At 60.6% G+C, this 19,331-nt stretch carries 19 protein-coding genes; 6 read left to right on the forward strand and 13 right to left on the reverse strand.

The window, feature by feature from the left end:
- Both ACJWXQ_RS00325 and ACJWXQ_RS00330 read right to left on the reverse strand, forming a co-directional pair.
- Positions 1–183, reverse strand: a 183-nt coding sequence (locus ACJWXQ_RS00325) for a hypothetical protein (RefSeq protein ID WP_406671909.1), incomplete at its 3' end; no start/stop codon positions are given.
- 172 nt (positions 184–355) lie between these two features.
- On the reverse strand, positions 356–1,195 hold the full coding sequence (locus ACJWXQ_RS00330) for a pyruvate, water dikinase regulatory protein (RefSeq protein WP_346049402.1): 840 nt from the start codon (positions 1,193–1,195) through the stop codon (positions 356–358).
- A gap of 213 nt (positions 1,196–1,408) precedes the next feature.
- On the opposite strand from ACJWXQ_RS00330, the gene ppsA reads away from it, so the two are divergent.
- The 5 genes from ppsA (at position 1,409) to ACJWXQ_RS00355 (ending at position 10,001) form a co-directional block, all read left to right on the forward strand.
- Positions 1,409–3,781, forward strand: a complete 2,373-nt coding sequence (gene ppsA / locus ACJWXQ_RS00335; protein ID WP_406671910.1) for a phosphoenolpyruvate synthase — start codon at positions 1,409–1,411, stop codon at positions 3,779–3,781.
- Between the two features lie 136 nt (positions 3,782–3,917).
- Complete coding sequence (locus ACJWXQ_RS00340) at positions 3,918–4,721, forward strand: SDR family oxidoreductase (RefSeq protein WP_346049398.1); 804 nt, start codon at positions 3,918–3,920, stop codon at positions 4,719–4,721.
- On the forward strand, positions 4,718–6,322 hold the full coding sequence (locus ACJWXQ_RS00345) for an aldehyde dehydrogenase family protein (protein ID WP_346049396.1): 1,605 nt from the start codon (positions 4,718–4,720) through the stop codon (positions 6,320–6,322). The genes ACJWXQ_RS00340 and ACJWXQ_RS00345 overlap by 4 nt, the downstream gene beginning before the upstream one ends.
- The gene (locus ACJWXQ_RS00350) at positions 6,319–6,885 is read left to right on the forward strand and encodes a hypothetical protein (protein WP_346049394.1); all 567 of its coding nucleotides are present in this window, start codon (positions 6,319–6,321) and stop codon (positions 6,883–6,885) included. Before ACJWXQ_RS00345 ends, ACJWXQ_RS00350 begins: the two co-directional genes overlap by 4 nt.
- Positions 6,886–7,007: 122 nt before the next feature.
- A complete protein-coding gene (locus tag ACJWXQ_RS00355) occupies positions 7,008–10,001 on the forward strand; it encodes a tetratricopeptide repeat protein (protein ID WP_406671911.1) in 2,994 nt (997 codons plus the stop codon).
- Positions 10,002–10,063: 62 nt separating this feature from the next.
- Here the strand turns inward: ACJWXQ_RS00355 and ACJWXQ_RS00360 are convergent, their stop codons facing one another.
- The 6 genes from ACJWXQ_RS00360 to orn form a co-directional block, all read right to left on the reverse strand.
- On the reverse strand, positions 10,064–11,653 hold the full coding sequence (locus ACJWXQ_RS00360; protein WP_346049390.1) for a GNAT family N-acetyltransferase: 1,590 nt from the start codon (positions 11,651–11,653) through the stop codon (positions 10,064–10,066).
- On the reverse strand, positions 11,650–12,153 hold the full coding sequence (locus tag ACJWXQ_RS00365; protein ID WP_346049388.1) for a DUF2147 domain-containing protein: 504 nt from the start codon (positions 12,151–12,153) through the stop codon (positions 11,650–11,652). The genes ACJWXQ_RS00360 and ACJWXQ_RS00365 overlap by 4 nt, the downstream gene beginning before the upstream one ends.
- A complete protein-coding gene (locus ACJWXQ_RS00370) occupies positions 12,150–13,274 on the reverse strand; it encodes an alkane 1-monooxygenase (RefSeq protein WP_346049386.1) in 1,125 nt (374 codons plus the stop codon). Before ACJWXQ_RS00370 ends, ACJWXQ_RS00365 begins: the two co-directional genes overlap by 4 nt.
- A gap of 87 nt (positions 13,275–13,361) precedes the next feature.
- The gene (locus tag ACJWXQ_RS00375) at positions 13,362–14,336 is read right to left on the reverse strand and encodes a pyridoxal-phosphate dependent enzyme (protein ID WP_346049384.1); all 975 of its coding nucleotides are present in this window, start codon (positions 14,334–14,336) and stop codon (positions 13,362–13,364) included.
- Positions 14,333–14,953: a DUF938 domain-containing protein gene (locus ACJWXQ_RS00380; protein WP_406671912.1), complete on the reverse strand. Its 621-nt coding sequence runs from the start codon at positions 14,951–14,953 to the stop codon at positions 14,333–14,335. Before ACJWXQ_RS00380 ends, ACJWXQ_RS00375 begins: the two co-directional genes overlap by 4 nt.
- On the reverse strand, positions 14,950–15,516 hold the full coding sequence (gene orn, locus ACJWXQ_RS00385) for an oligoribonuclease (RefSeq protein WP_346049380.1): 567 nt from the start codon (positions 15,514–15,516) through the stop codon (positions 14,950–14,952). The genes ACJWXQ_RS00380 and orn overlap by 4 nt, the downstream gene beginning before the upstream one ends.
- A 71-nt stretch (positions 15,517–15,587) precedes the next feature.
- Here orn and rsgA point away from each other — a divergent pair, with 71 nt between their 5' ends.
- Positions 15,588–16,502, forward strand: coding sequence for a ribosome small subunit-dependent GTPase A (gene rsgA / locus ACJWXQ_RS00390; RefSeq protein WP_346049378.1), 915 nt, complete (start codon positions 15,588–15,590; stop codon positions 16,500–16,502).
- A gap of 7 nt (positions 16,503–16,509) precedes the next feature.
- Here rsgA and ACJWXQ_RS00395 read toward each other — a convergent pair whose 3' ends face one another.
- The 5 genes from ACJWXQ_RS00395 to ACJWXQ_RS00415 form a co-directional block, all read right to left on the reverse strand.
- The gene (locus ACJWXQ_RS00395; RefSeq protein ID WP_346049376.1) at positions 16,510–17,175 is read right to left on the reverse strand and encodes a M15 family metallopeptidase; all 666 of its coding nucleotides are present in this window, start codon (positions 17,173–17,175) and stop codon (positions 16,510–16,512) included.
- Entirely contained in the window at positions 17,160–17,507 is a 348-nt protein-coding gene (locus ACJWXQ_RS00400) for a histidine triad nucleotide-binding protein (protein ID WP_346049374.1), read from the reverse strand. Before ACJWXQ_RS00400 ends, ACJWXQ_RS00395 begins: the two co-directional genes overlap by 16 nt.
- Before the next feature lie 30 nt (positions 17,508–17,537).
- On the reverse strand, positions 17,538–18,137 hold the full coding sequence (recR, locus tag ACJWXQ_RS00405) for a recombination mediator RecR (RefSeq protein ID WP_346049372.1): 600 nt from the start codon (positions 18,135–18,137) through the stop codon (positions 17,538–17,540).
- Positions 18,138–18,144: 7 nt separating this feature from the next.
- Positions 18,145–18,474, reverse strand: coding sequence for a YbaB/EbfC family nucleoid-associated protein (locus ACJWXQ_RS00410; protein ID WP_346049370.1), 330 nt, complete (start codon positions 18,472–18,474; stop codon positions 18,145–18,147).
- Positions 18,475–18,559: 85 nt separating this feature from the next.
- Positions 18,560–19,331 (reverse strand): DNA polymerase III subunit gamma/tau C-terminal domain-containing protein (locus ACJWXQ_RS00415; RefSeq protein WP_406671913.1); only part of this gene is annotated, 772 nt, incomplete at its 5' end.

A 19,331-nucleotide genomic window follows, 5' to 3' on the forward strand; every position in this document is an offset into this window, starting at 1 on the left:
GACGCCTTCGTCATCATCGTCGTCATCGGGCGGATCGATGGAACCAGACAGGACTGCAGCGGAGGCCGCCGCCTCGGCACGGTCACGCTCGGTGAGGCTCTCATCATCGCTGCTGGAGCTACTGAAACAAGCGCTCAGGAAAAAGAGCGATGCCACCAGAATCAAGATTACACGAGTCGTCATACATTACCCTCCCTAAGGGGCTTCTTTGCGCAAATTGCATGATGGGCGGGGAAACTGCCCAAAAAGGCGCTACTTCCATTCATGGCCTGTATGCCTAGATTAGCCCCAAAAGCGCTGCATTACAAAGCCTGAATGGCTCATGGGACACCCCCCATACGGGGGGGGGGGGTAATCAATAAAAGCGACGCTGCAGACCAGCGCTATGCAGCACCGTGGTGGCAATCTCCTCCACCGAGGAGGTGGTGGTATTCAGGAAGGGAACGCCGTATCGGCGAAAAAGCACTTCTGCTTCTCGCACCTCGTAGTTGACCTGGCGAATGGAGGCATAGCGGCTGTCGGGGCGCCGCTCCTGGCGTATATCCTGCAGGCGGGAGGGATCAATGGTGAGTCCGAACAATTTCTTGCGGTGCTGGTCAAGCCCCGGCGGCAGCTTGCCATCCTCCAGATCATCCTCGGTCAGGGGGTAATTGGCGGCGTAAACGCCATAGTGAAGGGCGAGATAGAGGCAGGTGGGGGTCTTGCCGGAACGGGAAACCCCCACCAGGATGACCTCCGCTCGATCGTAGTGCCGGGTGGTGATGCCATCATCATTGGCCAGGGCGTAGTTCATGGCATCAATGCGACGGGTATAGGTTTCGGCATCGAACACCCCGTGGGCACGGCCGGCGGCATGGGATGAGGTCAGCCCCAGCTCCTTCTCCAGGGGCCCGATGAAGGCGTCGAAGAAGTCCAGGTACATGCCGTCCGCGGCCTTGACAATCGCCCGGCACTCATCGGTGATCAGGGTACTGAAAACCAGCGGCCGTGCGCCCTCCTCCCGGGCCGCTTCATTGATGCGGCGAGCCGCCGACTCTGCCTTGTCTTTGGTACCGATAAATGGCACAGTCACTGGCCGAAATTCGATACCGTCGAACTGGGTCAACAGGCTGTGGCCCAGGGTTTCAGCGGTAATCCCGGTGCGATCGGACACGAAGAACACGGTCCGCCGTGGCTTGTCGGCTTGGTCACTCACGATGATATTCTCCTCGCGAATCGGCGCGGCCCCGGCCCCACCGGTGTCATTATGCGTTGATTTCGGGGATAATTCGGCGGGACAACAGGAGCTTCGGCGCTGCCCAGGGCCGCGCCGGGCCCGTCGCCCGCTCGGCGCCGCCATGGGCGACCACCTCCCTGGAAGCGGCCAGTCTTCCAGCAAATGCATCTCTAGACAAGGGGATCAGGACCAGTGAACGAGTACGTAGTCGGTCTCGAGACGCTCGGCATGGGCGATGTGGAACGGGTGGGCGGCAAGAATGCCTCCCTGGGTGAAATGATCAGCGGGCTGTCGGACCTGGGGGTGTCGGTCCCCGGGGGCTTTGCCACCACTGCCGACGCCTATCGTGAGTTTCTCCAGCATGATGGCCTGGCGGACCGAATCAACCAGGCCCTGTCGGATCTGGACACCGATGACGTGGAGGCCCTGACCCGGGTGGGCGCTCAGATCCGCCAGTGGGTGATGGAACTGCCCTTCCCGCCTGCCCTTGAGGAAGCCGTACGCCAGGCCTATGCGGAGATGGCCGTTGACGGCCAGGATGCCACCGTCGCCGTCCGCTCCTCCGCCACTGCGGAGGACCTGCCGGACGCCTCCTTCGCCGGCCAACAGGAAACCTTCCTCAACATTCGCGGCATTGACAATGTCCTGATCGCCCTCAAGGAGGTCTTTGCCTCCCTGTTCAACGACCGGGCCATCACCTACCGCGTGCATCATGGCTTCCGGCACGAGGAAGTGGCCCTGTCAGCAGGTATCCAGCGCATGGTGCGCTCGGACCTGGGCGCCAGTGGCGTGACCTTCACCCTGGATACCGAGTCCGGCTTCCCCGACGTGGTCTTCATTACCGCTTCCTATGGCCTGGGTGAGATGGTCGTCCAGGGTGCCGTCAACCCGGATGAATACTACGTCTACAAGCCGGCTCTGGAGCAGGGCCGGGATCCCATCCTGCGCCGGACCATGGGCACCAAGCTGGAAAAAATGGTCTACGGCGAGGAGTCGGCCAGCGGCAAGTCGGTGCGGACCGTGGAAGTGGCTGAAGAGGAGCGCAAGCGTTTCTGCCTCAGCGACGAAGACATCGCTGAGTTGGCTCGCCAGGCCGTAACCATCGAAAAGCATTATCAGCGCCCCATGGATATTGAATGGGGCAAGGACGGGGAAACCGGCAAGATCTATATCCTTCAGGCTCGCCCGGAAACCGTGAAAAGCCGGGCCGGCCAGTCCATTGAACGCTATGTTCTCAAGGAACAGTCCCAGGTGGTCTGTGAAGGTCGCGCCATTGGCCAGCGTATCGGTGCCGGCAAGGCCCGTGTGGTGTCCGACCTGGGCGAAATGAACAAGGTCCAACCTGGTGATGTACTGGTCACTGACATGACCGACCCCGACTGGGAGCCGATCATGAAGCGGGCGGCGGCCATCGTCACCAATCGCGGTGGCCGAACCTGCCATGCCGCAATCATTGCCCGTGAGCTGGGCATCCCCGCGGTGGTCGGCTGCGGTGACGCCACTCGCAGTATCAGCGATGGCAAGGGTGTCACCATCTCCTGTGCCGAAGGGGATACCGGCTACATTTACGATGGAGAGCTGGATTTCGAGCGCAAGGAAATCAGCCTTGAATCCATGCCCGATATTCCTCTCAAGATCATGATGAATGTGGGCAACCCTGACCGGGCCTTTGACTTCTCCAATATCCCTCACAAGGGCATTGGTCTGGCAAGGCTGGAGTTCATCATCAATCGCATGATTGGTGTTCACCCCAAGGCATTGCTGAATTTTGACAGCCAGGAAGAATCCCTGAAGGACACCATCCGGGAGTTCACCGCCGGCTATGCCAACCCGGTCCAGTTCTACATCGACAAGCTGGCCGAGGGCATTTCCACGCTGGCGGCCGCCTTCGCACCGGAACCGGTCATTGTGCGGATGTCGGACTTCAAGTCCAACGAGTATGCCAACCTGGTGGGTGGCAGCCAGTACGAGCCGGATGAAGAAAACCCCATGCTGGGCTTCCGCGGCGCCTCTCGCTATATCTCGGATGACTTCCGGGATTGCTTCGAACTGGAAGTGGCCGCTCTGAAGAAGGTCCGGGAGGACATGGGCCTGGAAAATGTCCAGATCATGATCCCATTCGTGCGCACGGTGGACGAAGCCCGCCAGGTGACCGAGCTGCTTGAAGGGCATGGCCTCAAGCGAGGTGAGAACGGCCTGAAACTCATCATGATGTGTGAGCTGCCCTCCAATGCCCTGTTGGCAGACCAGTTCCTGGAGTACTTTGATGGCTTTTCCATTGGGTCCAACGACCTGACCCAGCTGACCCTGGGTCTGGACCGGGACTCCGGCCTGATCGCTCACCTTTTCGACGAGCGGGATGCGGCAGTGAAGCAGCTCCTGTCCATGGCCATCAAGGCCTGCCGGGACCAGGGCAAGTACATCGGTATCTGTGGTCAGGGGCCCTCGGATCACCCGGACCTGGCGCAATGGCTGCTGGATCAGGGAATCGAGTCGGTTTCCCTGAATCCGGATACCGTGATCGAGACCTGGCTGCACCTTGCTGGACAGTCGCTGGAAGACTGAACAGCCGCCATGCTCAGCAGGCCTTCAGCCGGGCAATCCACGGATTGCCCGGCTTTTTTGCATCTGGACAACCATTTTGCATTAACCTTGAGCAAGTCTGACCGAGACGGCCACTGCCCAGGAGGATATTGAAAACATGACACAGATACGGGGTTCGCTGGCCCTGGTTACCGGCGCAGCCAGTGGCATCGGGCGGGGCCTTTGCCTGGCCCTCGCTGATCAGGGGGCACAGATCATCGGTGTGGACAGAGATCAGGCCGGGCTGGATGAGCTGGGCAAGGAGCTTGGCGAAGGGTTCCACGGACGGGTCTGCGACCTGAGCGATGTCTCTGCCATTGAGCAGTTGGCCGCCGAGGTACTGGAAACCATCGGTCCGGTGGATATCCTGATCAACAATGCCGGCATCGTGGGCGGCCAGCATCTGGAACAGTCCGATCCCGCCAGTATCGAGCGCACCTTTCGGGTCAATGCCCTTGCGCCGATCCACCTCAGCCGGGTTTTTCTCCCCGCCATGCTGGAACGGGATCACGGCCATGTGGTGACCATCGCTTCCGCCGCCGGCATTGTGGGCACGGCTCGCCTGGTGGATTACTCGGCCAGCAAATGGGCAGCCATGGGTTTCGATGACGCTCTGCGGCTTGAACTCAAACACCGGGGCAGTCGGGTTCGGACCACGGTGGTCTGTCCTTTCTATGTGGATACGGGCATGTTCGCCGGCGTCAAGACACGCTGGCGCTGGCTGTTGCCCATTCTAAAACCGGAACAGGTCGTTCGACGAACGTTGAAGGCAATCCAGCGCAATCGAAGTCGGCTCATCATGCCCTGGCTGGTGTATACAGCCTGGCCTGCTCGCTTGCTGCCGGTACCGGTTTTCGATGCCCTGATGCGCCTGCTGGGCATCACTCGCAGCATGGATGAATTTCGGGGGCGGGGACGGTGAGTAACACTCGACACAATCCAGCGGAAGGCGAACATGAAGCCCTGGTTCACAATCCCGCCACTGGCGAGCTGCTATCACGACATGCCTGGATGAGCGATGCGGCTGTGGACGAGGCCTTCAACAGGGCTCGTGAAGCGCAAGAAATCTGGGCCGCATTGCCTCTACGCGAAAGAGCCAGACGCATCAGACCCCTGGCCTGGTGGCTGGACGAAAACAGCGAGGCGGTCGCGACAACGATTTCCAGCTGCACCGGCAAGCCCCGGCAGGATGCCATCACCACCGAGATTCTGCCCGCCGCCCTGGCCACCGGCTATTACTGTCGCATGGCGCCTCGCTGGCTGCGCCCGATGCGCCCTCCCCTGAGTACGCTGGCCTATGTCGGAAAGCGAACACGGGTGGAATACCTGCCCCACGGTCTGGTGGGCATCATTTCTCCCTGGAATTACCCCCTGGGCATCCCCTCCCACGAGATCATCTGCGCACTGCTGGCCGGCAACGGGGTAGTCTTCAAGACGGCACCTGAGACCATCCCGGTGGGGGAGTGCCTGGCGGAGGGATTGGCAAACCTGGATTTGCCGCCGGGCTTGATGCAGCACCTGGTGCTACCGGGCGTTCGGGCCGGTGAACGGCTGCTGGCGGCGGACAACGGCGTCGACAAGCTCGCCTTTACCGGCTCGGTGCCGGTGGGGCGCCTGCTGGCGGCCCGCGCCGGTGAGCGTTTGATCCCCGCTGGATTTGAGCTGGGTGGCAAGGATCCCATGCTGGTCTGCCATGATGCGCCCATGCCTCGGGCGGTGAACGGTGCTCTGTGGGCCAGCATCCAGAACGCCGGCCAGGCCTGTGCGGGCGTCGAGCGAATCTACGTGGACCGACGCCTGCATGACAGCTTTGTGAATGAACTTGCCCAGCGCGTAGAAGGTTTGCGTGTAGGGCTCCCGGACGGAAACCAGACGGATATTGGCCCACTTACCACTGCCCGCCAACGAGATAAGGTTGCTGAGCAGGTGGATCAGGCCGTGTCCGCAGGGGCCCAAATTGTGGCCCAGGCGCCCATGCCGCAGGAACTGCCCCAGGGAGGATACTGGTACCCACCGACCCTGCTCAGCAACGTTGATGAAACGATGGTCATCATGCGGGAAGAAACTTTCGGCCCGGTGATTGCAGTTCAGGCCGTGAATGATATGGATGAGGCCGTAGCACTTGCCAACCAAAGCCCCTACGCCCTGACGGCCTCGGTCTGGACCCGGAGTCGGCGCCGGGGCCGTAAACTGGCCCGACGGCTAAATGCAGGCACCGTGACGGTCAACGACCATCTCATGACCCATGGCATGCCGGAGATCAGCTGGGGCGGGCCGCGGCATTCCGGTCTCGGCCGCAGTCATGGTCGCAGCGGCATGCTGGCCATGGCCCGGGAGCGCAACCTGGTGGACGAACGATTCCATTTTCTGCCCCGTACGCCCTGGTGGTTTCCCTACAGTGAGCGTGGCCTTCGGGGATTGAAAGGGGCCATCAGCGCTTTCAACGGACGTGGCCTTGGCCGGCGAATGAGGGGCCTTCTGCCCTTCCTCAGAACGCTTCCGGATACTTTTCGAAAACAATGAACCGTCGCTGCCTCTCATATCCGACGATCATGCTGCTCGCCCTGCTCCTTGCCGCCTGTCAGGCGTTGCCTTCCCGTGAGGAAATGCTCACACACGCCTGTGAGGCGAATCCCTGCCGTCAGGCTCATGAAATCGAGCTGATCGATGGCGAAGGCCGTATTCAGCGCTTTCAGGTGCCTGCCGGTCCCCTTTTCGCCGGTGGCGTCGTCAGTGTCATGAGTGGAGAGCGAGCCGGCTTGAACCTCAGTGAATCAAGCGATGGGCGGCTGTCCCTGCAATGGGTGGCACCGGAGAAGACAAGTGAAGCCGACCTGGTCCTTGAATTGAATCAGGTCAAGGTGGAGGGTGGCCACGCCAGCGAATTGAGGGTGCAGAATCGAATGGACAAGGCGCTCCAGCTCGACCTGGAGCAATTTCCAGCCAGTGAAGAACGTTTTTTCCCCCTCGCTGCTCCCCCGATTCCCCCGGAAAGTCGGGTTCGCCGTCATTGGCCCCACACCATCCTTGAGATCCAGTTGACCGGGGCAAGGCGGGCCGGGGAAAATCCAGGCAGAGAACCCTGATCGACACGCCGGCCCGACTTGCGCCAAGGCGGCCAGTCCGGCAATGTGAGAGCTGAGATCCCGGTGGCCAAAGCCGGCTTGGCCCCAAGACGGGGAAGCGATTCACAATGACGTGGCTGCACATGCGACGGACTCCACTTTCCACCCTATTGCTGCTTACCCTACTCCTGTGTGCTTCTGCTGGCTGGAGCCAACCCTCTTCTGCCGACGGCAGCCGGCTGGAACGTGCCACCGACCTCCGGAACAGCGAGCCCGCAAAGTCCCTGGAACTGGCCCGGGATGCACTGGAAATCGCCCTTGAGGCCAATGACGAACTCAAGGCGGCCAAGGCCCGGATCGTGATCGCCGAGGCCCTGGAGGTTCTGGGCGGCCACGATGACGCCCTGGTGCTGCTGGACGATGCTGCTTCCTATCTTGACCGCATGGAGGAACACGACCTGCTCGCCCGCGGGCTCAAGCTGCGCGGCGCCATCAAGTTCTATCAAGGTGAATATCAACAGGCTCTGGATGCCTTCCAGCAAGCCTTTGATTTATATGATCGAAGCGAGAACCTTGCAGGACGGGCAGAAACCCTGAACCGCATGGGCCGGGTGCACGACAGTCAGGGCAATGTTGAGCGCGCCATGGATTACTACCAGCAGTCCATGCTGGAACACGAAGCGGCCGGCAACCTGGATGGAATGGCGACACTGCTCAATAACATGGGCACCCTGCAACGCCAGCAAGGCAATACCGAGGAAGCACTTGACGCCTATAGGCAAAGTATCGATCTGAGAGAAGAAACCGGAAATCTCCGGGACATGGCCGGCACCTACAGTAATATTGCCGTGCTCCATCATTTCGCGGAGGATTCCGAGCAAGCCCTCGAATGGATCGACCGGGCCGTTGCCCTGCAGAAGCAAGTTGGGGACCGCCTCGGCGTGGCCCGCTCTCTACTGAACAAGGCCCAAATACTGAGGCACGCGGGGCAAATGGAAGAAGCCATGCCCTATTACTACGAGAGCCTGGAGGTTGCCGAAGAGCAGGAAGAACTCAATCTACTGCGGATTCTCTACAGCAATCTCGCCGACCGCCATGGTGAGATGGAGAACTATCGCCAGGCCCTGGAATACAGCCGGCAGGCAAACGAGACCAGCGCCAAGCTCTTCGATACTGAACGACAGCGGGAAATCGAGGCGATGAATGCCCGCTTTGAAACCAACCGCAAGGAACGGGAGATCGCCCTGCTGGAAGAGCAACGCCGATTTGACACACTGGTCCGCAATTCTGCGCTCGGTGGGAGTCTGCTACTGCTCATTCTGATTGGCGTCACCTGGAATCGATATCGCGTCAAAGTTCAAGCCAATCGAACCATTGAGGCCAAAAATCTCGAGCTCTCCACCCTGGACGGCATCGTAGCAGCAATCAATTCCCGAGATTCGTTCAATGATGTCCTCTCAGTGCTGCTACAGAAAACCATGGGCTTTTTCGGCAATGCCGACCAGGGCCTGATACTGATCCTGGATCCGAGCACGCGGCATTTCCATGCGGCCAGTAGCTACGGTGTTCTTGCCTCGGAACTGTCTTCGGAACACCTCGAATTCGAGGCGGCAATGGATCGCTTCACTGGTGGCGCCCAGGAAATCGCCAAGGGCGTGCATCTGCATGACCCACGACCACCGCTGACCAGCGCTGAGCTCCATGGGGGTGAACTGCCCATGGTGTCCATGATTGCCATGACGATTTCCATCGACCAGCATGTGGAAGGCTTTCTGATCTTGACCAATGCGCCGGACAAGCGTGCATTTCAGAGCCGCGACGCCGAGCATCTGGCGAGAATCCGGGAGCATGCCATCTCTGCATTGGGACGGGCGAGACACCTGGAACAACTCCGAGAGGAAAACATACGCGCCGAAGAGGCTATCTGTCGGCTCCGGATCGCCGAGAAGAACCTCAAGCAAGCCGTTGAAGATGCCGAGAAAGCCAACGCCATCAAAAGCGAATTTCTCGCAAGGATGTCCCATGAGCTACGGACACCCTTGAATGCGATTATTGGCTACAGCGAAATCCTTTCCAAGGAACTGGAGCAGAGTCGGCTATCCGGTTATATCGATGATGTCCAACGGATACGCTCCGCCGGGCAGCACCTGCTTACCCTGATCAATGAACTGCTGGATCTGTCCCGCATTGAGGCCGGAAAGACCGAGATTCGCGTGGTCGGTACGCTAATCCCCGAATTGCTTGATGATGTGGCGGGGATGATCCAGCCCCAGGTGGAAGAGAACGGCAATCAGCTTAGTCTGGACTGCGATCCACAGCTGAGTCAGATGCAAACGGACCCGGTGCGTCTTCGGCAGATTCTGTTTAATCTTTTGTCCAATGCGGCCAAATTCACGGAACAGGGGGAAATCCACCTGGCGGCGGAAAGTCAGAATGACCATGTGCGCTTCACCGTGAGTGATTCCGGCATTGGCATGACGCCGGAGCAGACACGGCGGGTCTTCGATTCCTTTACCCAGGCGGATGACAGTATCTCCCGGCGGTTCGGGGGCACCGGCCTCGGGCTGTCCGTCACCCGAGGTCTTTGCCATCTACTGGGTGGCGAGATTTCGGTCAGCAGTCAGCCGGGCAAGGGCTCGCGATTTACCGTGGAACTGCCAATCAAGGCGCCAGATGACGGGCAAGGCCCAGCCTCCCATGGCAACCCCACCAATGATAGTCACTCTCCCGAACAGATCGGCAATGACCAGAGTGACAAAGAGGTCGCCGCGGGTGTCCGTATTCTGGTTGTGGAAGACAATGATGTGAACAGTGACATCGTCCTCCGCCACCTCAAGCTGGAGGGAATCGAGGCCACAGTCGTCCGCGACGGGCCGGATGCCCTGGAGGCGGCCAGATCTCTCCGACCCAGCCTGATTCTAATGGATATGACTCTGCCTACTCTGGATGGCTGGGAAGTGACTAAACGACTCAAGGCTGATCCCGCCACACGGGATATCCCGGTGGTTGGTCTCTCAGCTCACGCCATGAGCGGTCACCGGCAGCAGGCCCTGGATGCCGGCTGTGAGGATTACGAACACAAGCCCATCGATTTTGAGCGTCTGCTTGGAAAAATCCGCCGGCTTATTCGAGTTTGAACAGGCCCACCAGCCCCGAGTTCCAGGACCTACACTTGAGTAGGTTCTGGCTCGGAAGGCCCCTAATGCTGGGTTCCCTCCATATCCCTATCCTCATCCTCGTTTCTCCCCAACCAATCGATTCGATAAAGGTCCAGGCGACGGTCGCGGAAGTTTCTCACAGAGCCCTCGTTCCGTAGCTCCTTGAGCTTTTCCAGGTCCAGATCAACAATCAGGGTCATTTCGGTATTGGGTGTGGATTCCGCTGCTACCCCGTCATGGGGGAAGGCAAAATCCGCTGGTGTAAACACCGCGGTCTGGGAATACTGGATATCGGCATTCTCGATCTTTGGCAAATTGCCCACACTGCCGGTTATCGCCACATAGCATTCATTTTCCACGGCCCTGGCCTGGGCGCAGCGGCGGACCCGCAAGTAGCCATTCTTGGTATCCACCCAGTAGGGCACGAAGAGAATCTGCATTCCCTTATCCATGAGAATCCTGGAAAGTTCCGGGAACTCACAGTCATAACAGACCAGAATACCGATCTTGCCAACATCCGTATCAAAGACCTTGAGTGAACTCCCCCCTACCGTACCCCAGTAAGCGCGCTCATCGGGCGTCACATGCAGTTTGTACTGACGTTCCTGGGTCCCATCCCGGCGAAAAAGAAAAGCTACATTGTAGAGCTTCTGGTCTTCATAGACCGGCATGGAACCACCGATGATATTGATATTGTAGGAGACCGCGAGTTGCTGCATTTCATCCGCGATCTCCTCGGTATAACCGGCAAGGCCCCGTATGGCTTCGGCCGGATTGCCCTGATCAAAAAAGCCCAGGAGGGGCGCATTGAAAAGCTCCGGAAAGGCCACGAAATCGGCGTTATAGCCGCCCATGGCATCCACAAAGAACTCCGCCTGCTGCATGAGCTCTTCCAGCGACCGAACCCGGCGCATCTGCCACTGCACAGTGCCCACCCGCACATTGGTCTTCTGCTCACCAATCAGCGGCGGTGAACGGTCCTCATAGAAGATATTGTTCCACTGCAGCACGGTGGCGAAGCCCTGTGAGGCATCGTCATCCGGAATGTAGTCGCGAATCACCCGCCGCACATGAAAGTCATTGGCCAACTGGAAACTGAGTATGGGGTCGCGGATTTCCCGCCTTTTGACCAGCTCAATATATTCCTCGGGTGAGATTTCATTGGCATGATCACGATAACCCGGGATTCGACCACCAGCGACAATCGCCCGCAGATTGAGATTCCGGCATAGCTCCTTGCGCGCATCATAGAGGCGCCGGCCCAACCGCATGTCACGGTATTCAGGGTGAACAAAAACATCCACCCCGTACATGACGTCACCTGTGGGGTCATGAGTGGAGAATGTACCGTTACCGGTGATCTGGCGATAACTGTGGTGATCACCAAAGCGACCGTAGTCCACGATCAAGGTGATGGCGGCGGCAACCACTTTGCCCTTGTCTTCCATGCCGATCTGCCCTTCCGGAAAACGGGCCAGGAGGGCGTTGAATTCGTCCCGGTCCCAGGCACCACCCATGCCGGCATAGACCTGATTCATGATCTCCGCCACGTCTTCATAGTCGTCGTGGTGAAGGTTTCGCAGTTGCAGGTGATGGTCCTCGTGATCCCGACTGGCTGGATCTTCAATCATTGACGCTCTCCCAGTTCATCCACATGCATGCCGCTATCCCGGGGCGGTTGTCCCTCAAGCCTTTCCCAGTGAGCACTGCGGCCAAATACCGGGCTCCCGACATAACCGCGAAGCCGCAAGGTCGCGCCGTCATCCTGCAGACGAACACGGGCGCTGTAGGTTCGACCGTTATCCGGATCATAGGCCTCACCACGCCGCCAATCGCCTTCCCGGTGTTTTTCAAATCCCGAGAGAATGGTCATGCCCAGCACCGGTTGATCACGGCGATCCGATTCCGGGTTCTCCCGGTCTCGGAGCAACTCCCCTTCCCGGTCCCCATCGTCATGGTAGGGCTGCTCGAGCCAGATGATTCGCCCGGTCAATTGCTCATCAACGATGCGGGTTTCCACCACCGCCTCCCGATCTTCGGTCCACCAGAGACCTTCGACGCCACTGTCGGCAGCCAAAATCAACCCTGGCGCCAGGAGCAGCACAAGCAAGGACGGCATCACAGACTTCATATCGACTCCTTGTTCAGGCCGAGGACCTGCTCGCGATAATGGCGAGCCCGCGGGTCCATGATACGCCGCCACAGCGGCGGAATCAGGGCGAGGACAATCATCCCGGCATAACCGCTGGGCAGCTGGGGGCTTTCATCAAAATGCTTCAAGGCCTGATAGGGGGTCAGGCTGTGAGCATGATGGTGCGAATGTCGCTGAAGGTTAAACAGGAGCAGATTGGTGAACCGCTCACTGGCATTCCAGGAATGATGGATATCCACCTTGGCATAACCACCATTGGGTCGACGCTGGCGCTCCAGTCCATAGTGCTCGATGTAATTGACCAGCTCCAGAAGACTGAAAGCGACAAAGGCCTGAACAAGAAACAGCAGCAGACCGGCGCCGCCTGCCAGCAGCCAGGCGGCAATGGCCAGACCCAGAGGGCCCAGCACTGCCCAGATCATCTGATTGCGGGGATGCCAACGCGGCAGGCCGGCCTTGTCCAGGCGTTCACGCTCAAAGCCCATGGCACTCTGCCAGCTTCCCAGCACCGTGCGCGGCCAGAAACGGTAAAAGCTCTCCCCAAAGCGGGCGGTGGCCGGATCATCCGGGGTCGCCACCCGGGCATGATGCCCGCGATTGTGCTCCACCAGGAAATGCAGATAAGCCACGCTGACCAACAACAGTCTGGCCACGGCGCGATCCGGGGGCCGACGACTGTGCCCCAGTTCGTGGGCAACGGTAATGCCCACGCCACCGCTGAGCACGCCGGTGGAAATGGCCAGTCCGGCCAGGGTCAACCAATCCAGGCCCTGTCCCGCCTGCCAGACTGCCCAGGTGATGAGGGCATACTGTACTGGCAGCCAAAGCAGGAGTATCAAGCGATAGTAGGGAGACCGGAGGAGAGTCTCGAGCGCCTCTTCGTCGGGATTGGCCCGGTCTCGCCCCAGTGCCATATCGAGCAGGGGAATCAGCCCGAAAACCACCAACACCGGCAGAAAAGCCCAGGCGCCGCCGAGAGCGACACCGACAATCAGCAATGGCGGCAGCAGATAGGGCAACAGAAAGCCGATCCGCCAGGCTCCGAAGTGCCTGCCACCCTTTTCTGTTCCTTGAGCAACCACTGGTGATTCTTTACTCATCTCACCATCCTCCCCGCCACCTGGCGGCAAAAGCGACAGGCCATTATGCCTCCTGTCCTTTCCTCAGACCGCCCGAAGGCAAGAATGTCACGCTTGCACCGACCCCTGCCAGAAATCGAAGGCCCCCACGTCCACATTGCCCCCTGTGAGGATGCTGATAACCCGCCCGGCGGGGCGTAATCGCCCGGCCATGAGAGCGGCAACACCCACCACCGCGGAGGGTTCGACCTGCATATGGCTGTGCCGCCAGACAGCTTCCATGGCGGCCAGGATTGCCTCGTCTTCCACGGTCAGGATATCGTCCACTACCTGATCAATGATCTGCCGATTCAGTTCTCCCACAGTTGCCCGCAAGCCATCGGCGATGGTGTTCGGGCTGACCGGCACCACCCGACCGGCGCGCAGGGAGCGCAGGGCGTCATCGGCACCACTCGGCTCGACCCCGATCAGGCGTACATCCGATCGCTGCTGACGCAGATAGAGACCCACGCCGCTGATCAATCCCCCACCCCCCAGGGGCACGAGCACAGTGTCACCCGCCCGCAGGCTGGCGGCCAGTTCCAGGCCGACGGTTCCCTGGCCGGCGATCACCCGGGGGTCCTCGTAAGGATGGACGAGAGTCGCAGCGGTGTCGGCCATCACCGCCTCCAGTGTCTGAATACGCCCTTCCATGGTCGGCGGGCAATCGAAAATCCGGGCACCCTCGGCCGCCGCGCCCGCCCGTTTGGCCCGGGCAGCTCCCTCGGGCATGACCACATGGGCCGGGATACCACGAAGCCGGGCGGCACGCGCCAGGGCAATGGCGTGGTTGCCGGAGGAGTGGGTCGCCACGCCGCAGGCCGCCTCCTCTTCGCTGAGGCTAAATACCGCATTGCAGGCGCCACGGGCCTTGAAGGCCCCACCCGCCTGATGATTTTCGCACTTGAGCAGGATTTCGGTACCCACTGCCTCGCTCAGGGCAGCATTGGCAAGCAGCGGAGTCCGGAACGTGTGCGGGCGGATGCGGGCAGCGGCCGCCTCAATCGTCGTCGAATCAGGCCAAACCCCCGAATGCCCGGTCATGCACCCTCCTCTGGCCGTTCCGGCGCCTTTTGCCAGACCAGCAGGCGGTTATTGGCCGGCATGGCATGCTCCGCCACCCAGCTCAGACCGGCATCACCGGCCAGGCGGTTGAGATCTTCGATGTCCCGGATCCCCATGCCGGGATCCCGCTGGCGCAGGCTGGCATCAAAAGCCCGGTTGCTCTCGCTGTTATGCTCACCATGCCGCATGAAGGGCCCATACAGGCAAAAGCGACCGCCAGCGACGAGAATGCGTCCAACGCCTTGGAACATGGCAACCACCTCGGGCCAGTGCATGATATGGGCAGTGTTGGCGGAAAAGACGCCGTCCACCCGGGACAGTGGCCACTCTGCGGCACTCACATCCAGGGCATGGGGCCCATGCAGATTGGACAATCTCGCGCTGGCCAGCCATGCCTGGACGGGTGATAAAGCTCCTGGCTGCTCGGAGGTATGCCAGACCAGATGGGACAACTCACGGGCAAAATGCACTGCGTGCTGGCCGGTACCACTGCCGATTTCAAGAATCACTCCGGGCTGCTCGAACACACACTTCAGAACCGCCTGGATCGGTCCCTTGTTGCGCTCGCAGGCGGGCGAAACCGGTAGTTCACTCACGGCTCGTAGTGCGGAACATCGGTCTTGAGAAAGTGCTCCCGGTAGTGCTGCAACTCCGCAATGGAATCGCGGATATCATCCAGCGCCAGATGACTGGACTGCTTGTTGAAGCCGGCAGCCACCTCGGGAGCCCAGCGCTTCGCCAACTCCTTCAGCGTGCTTACATCGAGGTTGCGATAATGAAAAAAGGCCTCCAGCTTTGGCATTTCCCGGGCGAGGAAGCGCCGATCCTGGCAGATGCTATTGCCACACATGGGTGAGGCCCGTTCCGGTACCCACCGGGCCAGAAATTCCAGAGTCTGCGCTTCCGCCTGGGCCTCATTGATATCGCTTTGTTTCACCCGCTCGGTCAATCCGGAGCCGCCATGCTGGCGGGTATTCCATTCGTCCATGCCTGCCATGACCGCCTCTGGCTGGTGGATGGCAAGAACCGGGCCTTCCGCCAGGGTGTTAAGATGCTTATCGGTAACGATCGTGGCAATCTCAATGATCTTGTCGTTCTGGGTATCCAACCCAGTCATTTCGAGATCAATCCAGATCAGGTTTTCCGGGTCCTGAGCCATTATTCCCTCTCCTCGGGATGAACCGGACTTCATTCTAGCAGCCGAAACTGGGATACAGGGGACTTGGCAGGATGCAGGAACAGGCACGGGTCATCGCGAGCTACGGCAGCCACGCCCTGGTGGAGACACAGTCGGGCCACCGGGAAGAATGCAGTATCAAGGGCAAGCGGCTGAAACCTGTCGCAGGGGATCTTGTGGAGATCCACCGTGGAAGTGGCAACGCCGGCGTCATTGCCAGCATCCTGCCTCGTCACACGGAGCTGGGCCGCCAGGCCAGTGGCGGACGCAAGCGGCAGATCCTGGCTGCCAATCTCGACACCCTGATCGTGGTCATTGCGCCGGAACCGGCCCCCGAACCGGGCATTGTCGACCGCTATCTGGCAGCCGCCGAATATTCCGGGCTTGGCGCCATGATCGTATTCAACAAGGTGGAACTGGCCGATGACCAGGGGCCGGAATGGCTGGAGGAATTCCCGCCACTGGGTTACCCCGTGTTTCGGGTATCAGCCGCCAGTGGCGAGGGTGTGGATACGCTGGCCCGCCATCTGGAGCGCCATACGGTGGCCCTGGTGGGGCAATCGGGCGTGGGCAAGTCCACCCTGCTCAACCGCCTGATGGGCGAAGATGTGGCGCGAGCCGGCGCAGTCTCCGATAAGTCGGGGGAAGGACGACATACCACCACAACCGCCTTCCTCCATCGCCTGCCCGATCACCAGGCCAGCCTCATTGACTCCCCGGGCGTCCGCGACTTTCATCTGTCTGCCATCCCGCCGGAATCCGTCTCCGGGCTTTTTCGGGAGATCCGCGAGGCAGGAGTGGGCTGTCGATTCAACGACTGCCAGCACCAGAGGGAACCCGGTTGCGCGGTCCGAGAGGCGGTGGACAGCGGCCACATCAGTCCCCGACGCTACCGAAGCTACTGTCGCTTGAGAGAGCAGATGCAGGCGCTGAAGGAGCGGGACCCGACAATCTCCAGGTCCGGTTAAGGGCCCCTCACCTGGCGCAGGCGAAAAAATACCAATGCCAGGGCTCGGGCATGATGCCCTGATTGTTGTTGCGGGGATAGCTTTCCCGGAAGCCGTAATCACGGGCATTGGCCCTGAGCCAGGCGTAGGCTGCCGTTTCACGAAAGTCCTGACCCAGTTGCCGGTAGTCATCCGTCGCCAGGTCCACGGCACAGCCACTGTGGTGCTCGCTGTACCCCGGCAGGGCCAAACCATGAAATATCCGCAGTTTGTCCCGCCCCTCTTCCAGTCGGCGGGCCACAAGCTCGGCCTGATAATCGACGGAGCGATAACTGGAGACCAGTAATAGCGACACACCCTGGTCTCTTGCGTGTTGACGCATGATCTCAAAGGCCAGAGCCGCTTCAGGCGCCAATCGATGCTGCCGCCCGTATATGCCGCGCCCGACCGACACCAGGCGGCTGGGCTCGGGTTGAATCCGCAGGCGGGTACTGGCGGCAATCTCACGAGGTATACCGAGCCAGAGATGATTGGCCGCCACCCCCTTGAGCCACGCCACCTTCGCCTCCCTTTCCCCTGTTTCATTCAGGGAAGCGGGGACGGCCGATGGCACGGCGAGCAACAGCAGGAAAACCAACAGGGCCGTCAGCCGCCCCCTGGCCCGGAAAAACACCCGCTCTAGCCGGGCGGCCATTTCAGGTCCCGCCCACCGAGGACATGAAGATGGATGTGAAAGACCGTCTGGCCGGCACCCTCCCCGCAGTTCATGACCACCCGGTAACCGGACTCTGACAGCCCCTCCAGCCGTGCCACTTCCTTGGCGGCCAGAAACATCTCGCCCACCAGCTCCCGGTCCCCGGGCTCCAGGTCATTGATGGTCGCGATGGGCTTGCGGGGGATGACGAGCACATGGGTGGGGGCCTGAGGATTGATATCCCGAAAGGCAATCACCTGCTCGTTTTCATAGACCACGTCGGCATCCATCTCGCCGCGGGCAATCTTCCCAAAAATGCTGTCTTCACTCATTGCTGGCTCCCATCTGCCCTCAGGATTCCATTACTTGATCTCCAGCCGCCCCTGGAAAGCATGGGACAGGGTGCCCCCATCCACGTACTCCAGCTCACCACCAATGGGCACACCATGCGCGATCCGGCTGGCACGCACCTGGCAACTGCGAGCCAGGTCCATGAGATAACTGGCCGTGGCCTCACCTTCCACCGTGGGATTGGTGGCCAGAATCAGCTCCCTGACCTCGCCAGAGGCCAGACGCTGTTCCAGCAATTCCAGGCCCAGCTCCTCGGGTCCGATCCCGTCCAGGGGCGAGAGGTGGCCCATGAGCACGAAATAACGGCCACTGTAATCCGTGGCCTGCTCAATCGCCATTACATCGGCTGGGCTCTCCACCACACAGATCAAACCGGCATCCCGCCTGTCACTGCGACAGACGCCACAAAGGGGTTCGTCGCTCAGCATCCGACATTGGCCGCACTGGCTGACGTTGTCCAGGGCCGCCGTCAGAGCCCGAACCAGGTCCTGGCCCCCTTCCCTGTCCCGCTCCAGAATGTGGAAAGCCATGCGCTGAGCCGAGCGGGGCCCGACCCCGGGCAGGGCCCGCAGGGCATCGATCAGGGATTGCAGGTGGCGAGAAAAGATCATCCCGGGTTCAGAACGGCAATTTCATGCCCGGCGGCATCATGCCGCCCAGGCCACTGCTCATTCCGGCAAACTTCTCCTGGGTCGTCTCTTCAACCTTGCGCACCGCGTCATTGAAAGCCGCGGCAATCAGGTCTTCCAGCATTTCCCGGTCATCTTCCATGGCTGAATCATCAATGCTCACCCGGCGCACCTCATGGCGGCCACTGAGCACCACTTCCACCATGCCACCGCCGGCGCTGCCGGTGACTTCCACATTGGCCAGTTCTTCCTGGGCCTTCTTCATCTGTTCCTGCATCTGCTGGGCCTGCTTCATCAGGCCGCCGAGTCCACCTTTCATGTCACCTCCGATCATCATGAATCTGCTAGCGTCGTGTCGAGAATCTCTGATCAGTGCTTAAGGAACCTCATGAGGTTCCTTAGAGTCAGGAAGGCGCCTGATCATTCCCCTTGGGGGCACGGAATCTGACCGCACGTGGCTCCAGCTCTGCGCCGAACTCCTCACGCAGCGCCTGAAGATTGGGGTCCCGCTCAATGGATTCACGGGCCTCCTGCTCACGGGCCTCCTGGCGGGCCTGCTGCTGACGTGCCGGCGTGTCTTCCAGCGCCTCGGTCACCCGAATACGGACCTTCACCGGCCGACCCAGAAAGCGGCCGAGCGCCTTTTCCAGGCGACCCACCGCCCCCGGGGTCTGCAACTGTGCCCCGGCGGGATCAATCTGCAGGCGGGCATTGTCGCCATCCCAGCCTTCCAGCTGGCAATTGTCCGCCAACTGGCGGGCCAGCCCCTTGAGACCCAGGCCATCGACCAGGGCCGACCAATTGCCAGGCGGCGACTTGTCGCCACTTGATGCGGGCCCGGCAGTATCCGGCGCCACGGCAGCGGGCTCGGAAGGCGTCGCTTGAGCACGCTCGGCCGCCGGCCCCTCCATGACTGAATCTTGCGCCGACGCTGACTCCGCTGCCCTGGAGGGCGAACGGTCGGGATTTTGCGACTTCGGGGCAAACTGTCCCCCTGAGCTCACACCCCCCGGTCTGCTACGCCGGCCCCCGGGGGGTGAACCGGCACTGCCCTCTTCGGCAGTATCGGGGCGGAAAGCCAGCATCCGGAGCAGGGTCATCTCCAGACCGGCCCGGGGCTCTGGCGCCAACGGCAGGTCCCGTCGGCCATGAATGGCAATCTGATAATAAAGCTGA

Origin of the sequence: Natronospira sp. (assembly GCF_007134575.1) — a bacterium.
Taxonomy (GTDB): Bacteria; Pseudomonadota; Gammaproteobacteria; order Natronospirales; family Natronospiraceae; genus Natronospira; species Natronospira elongata.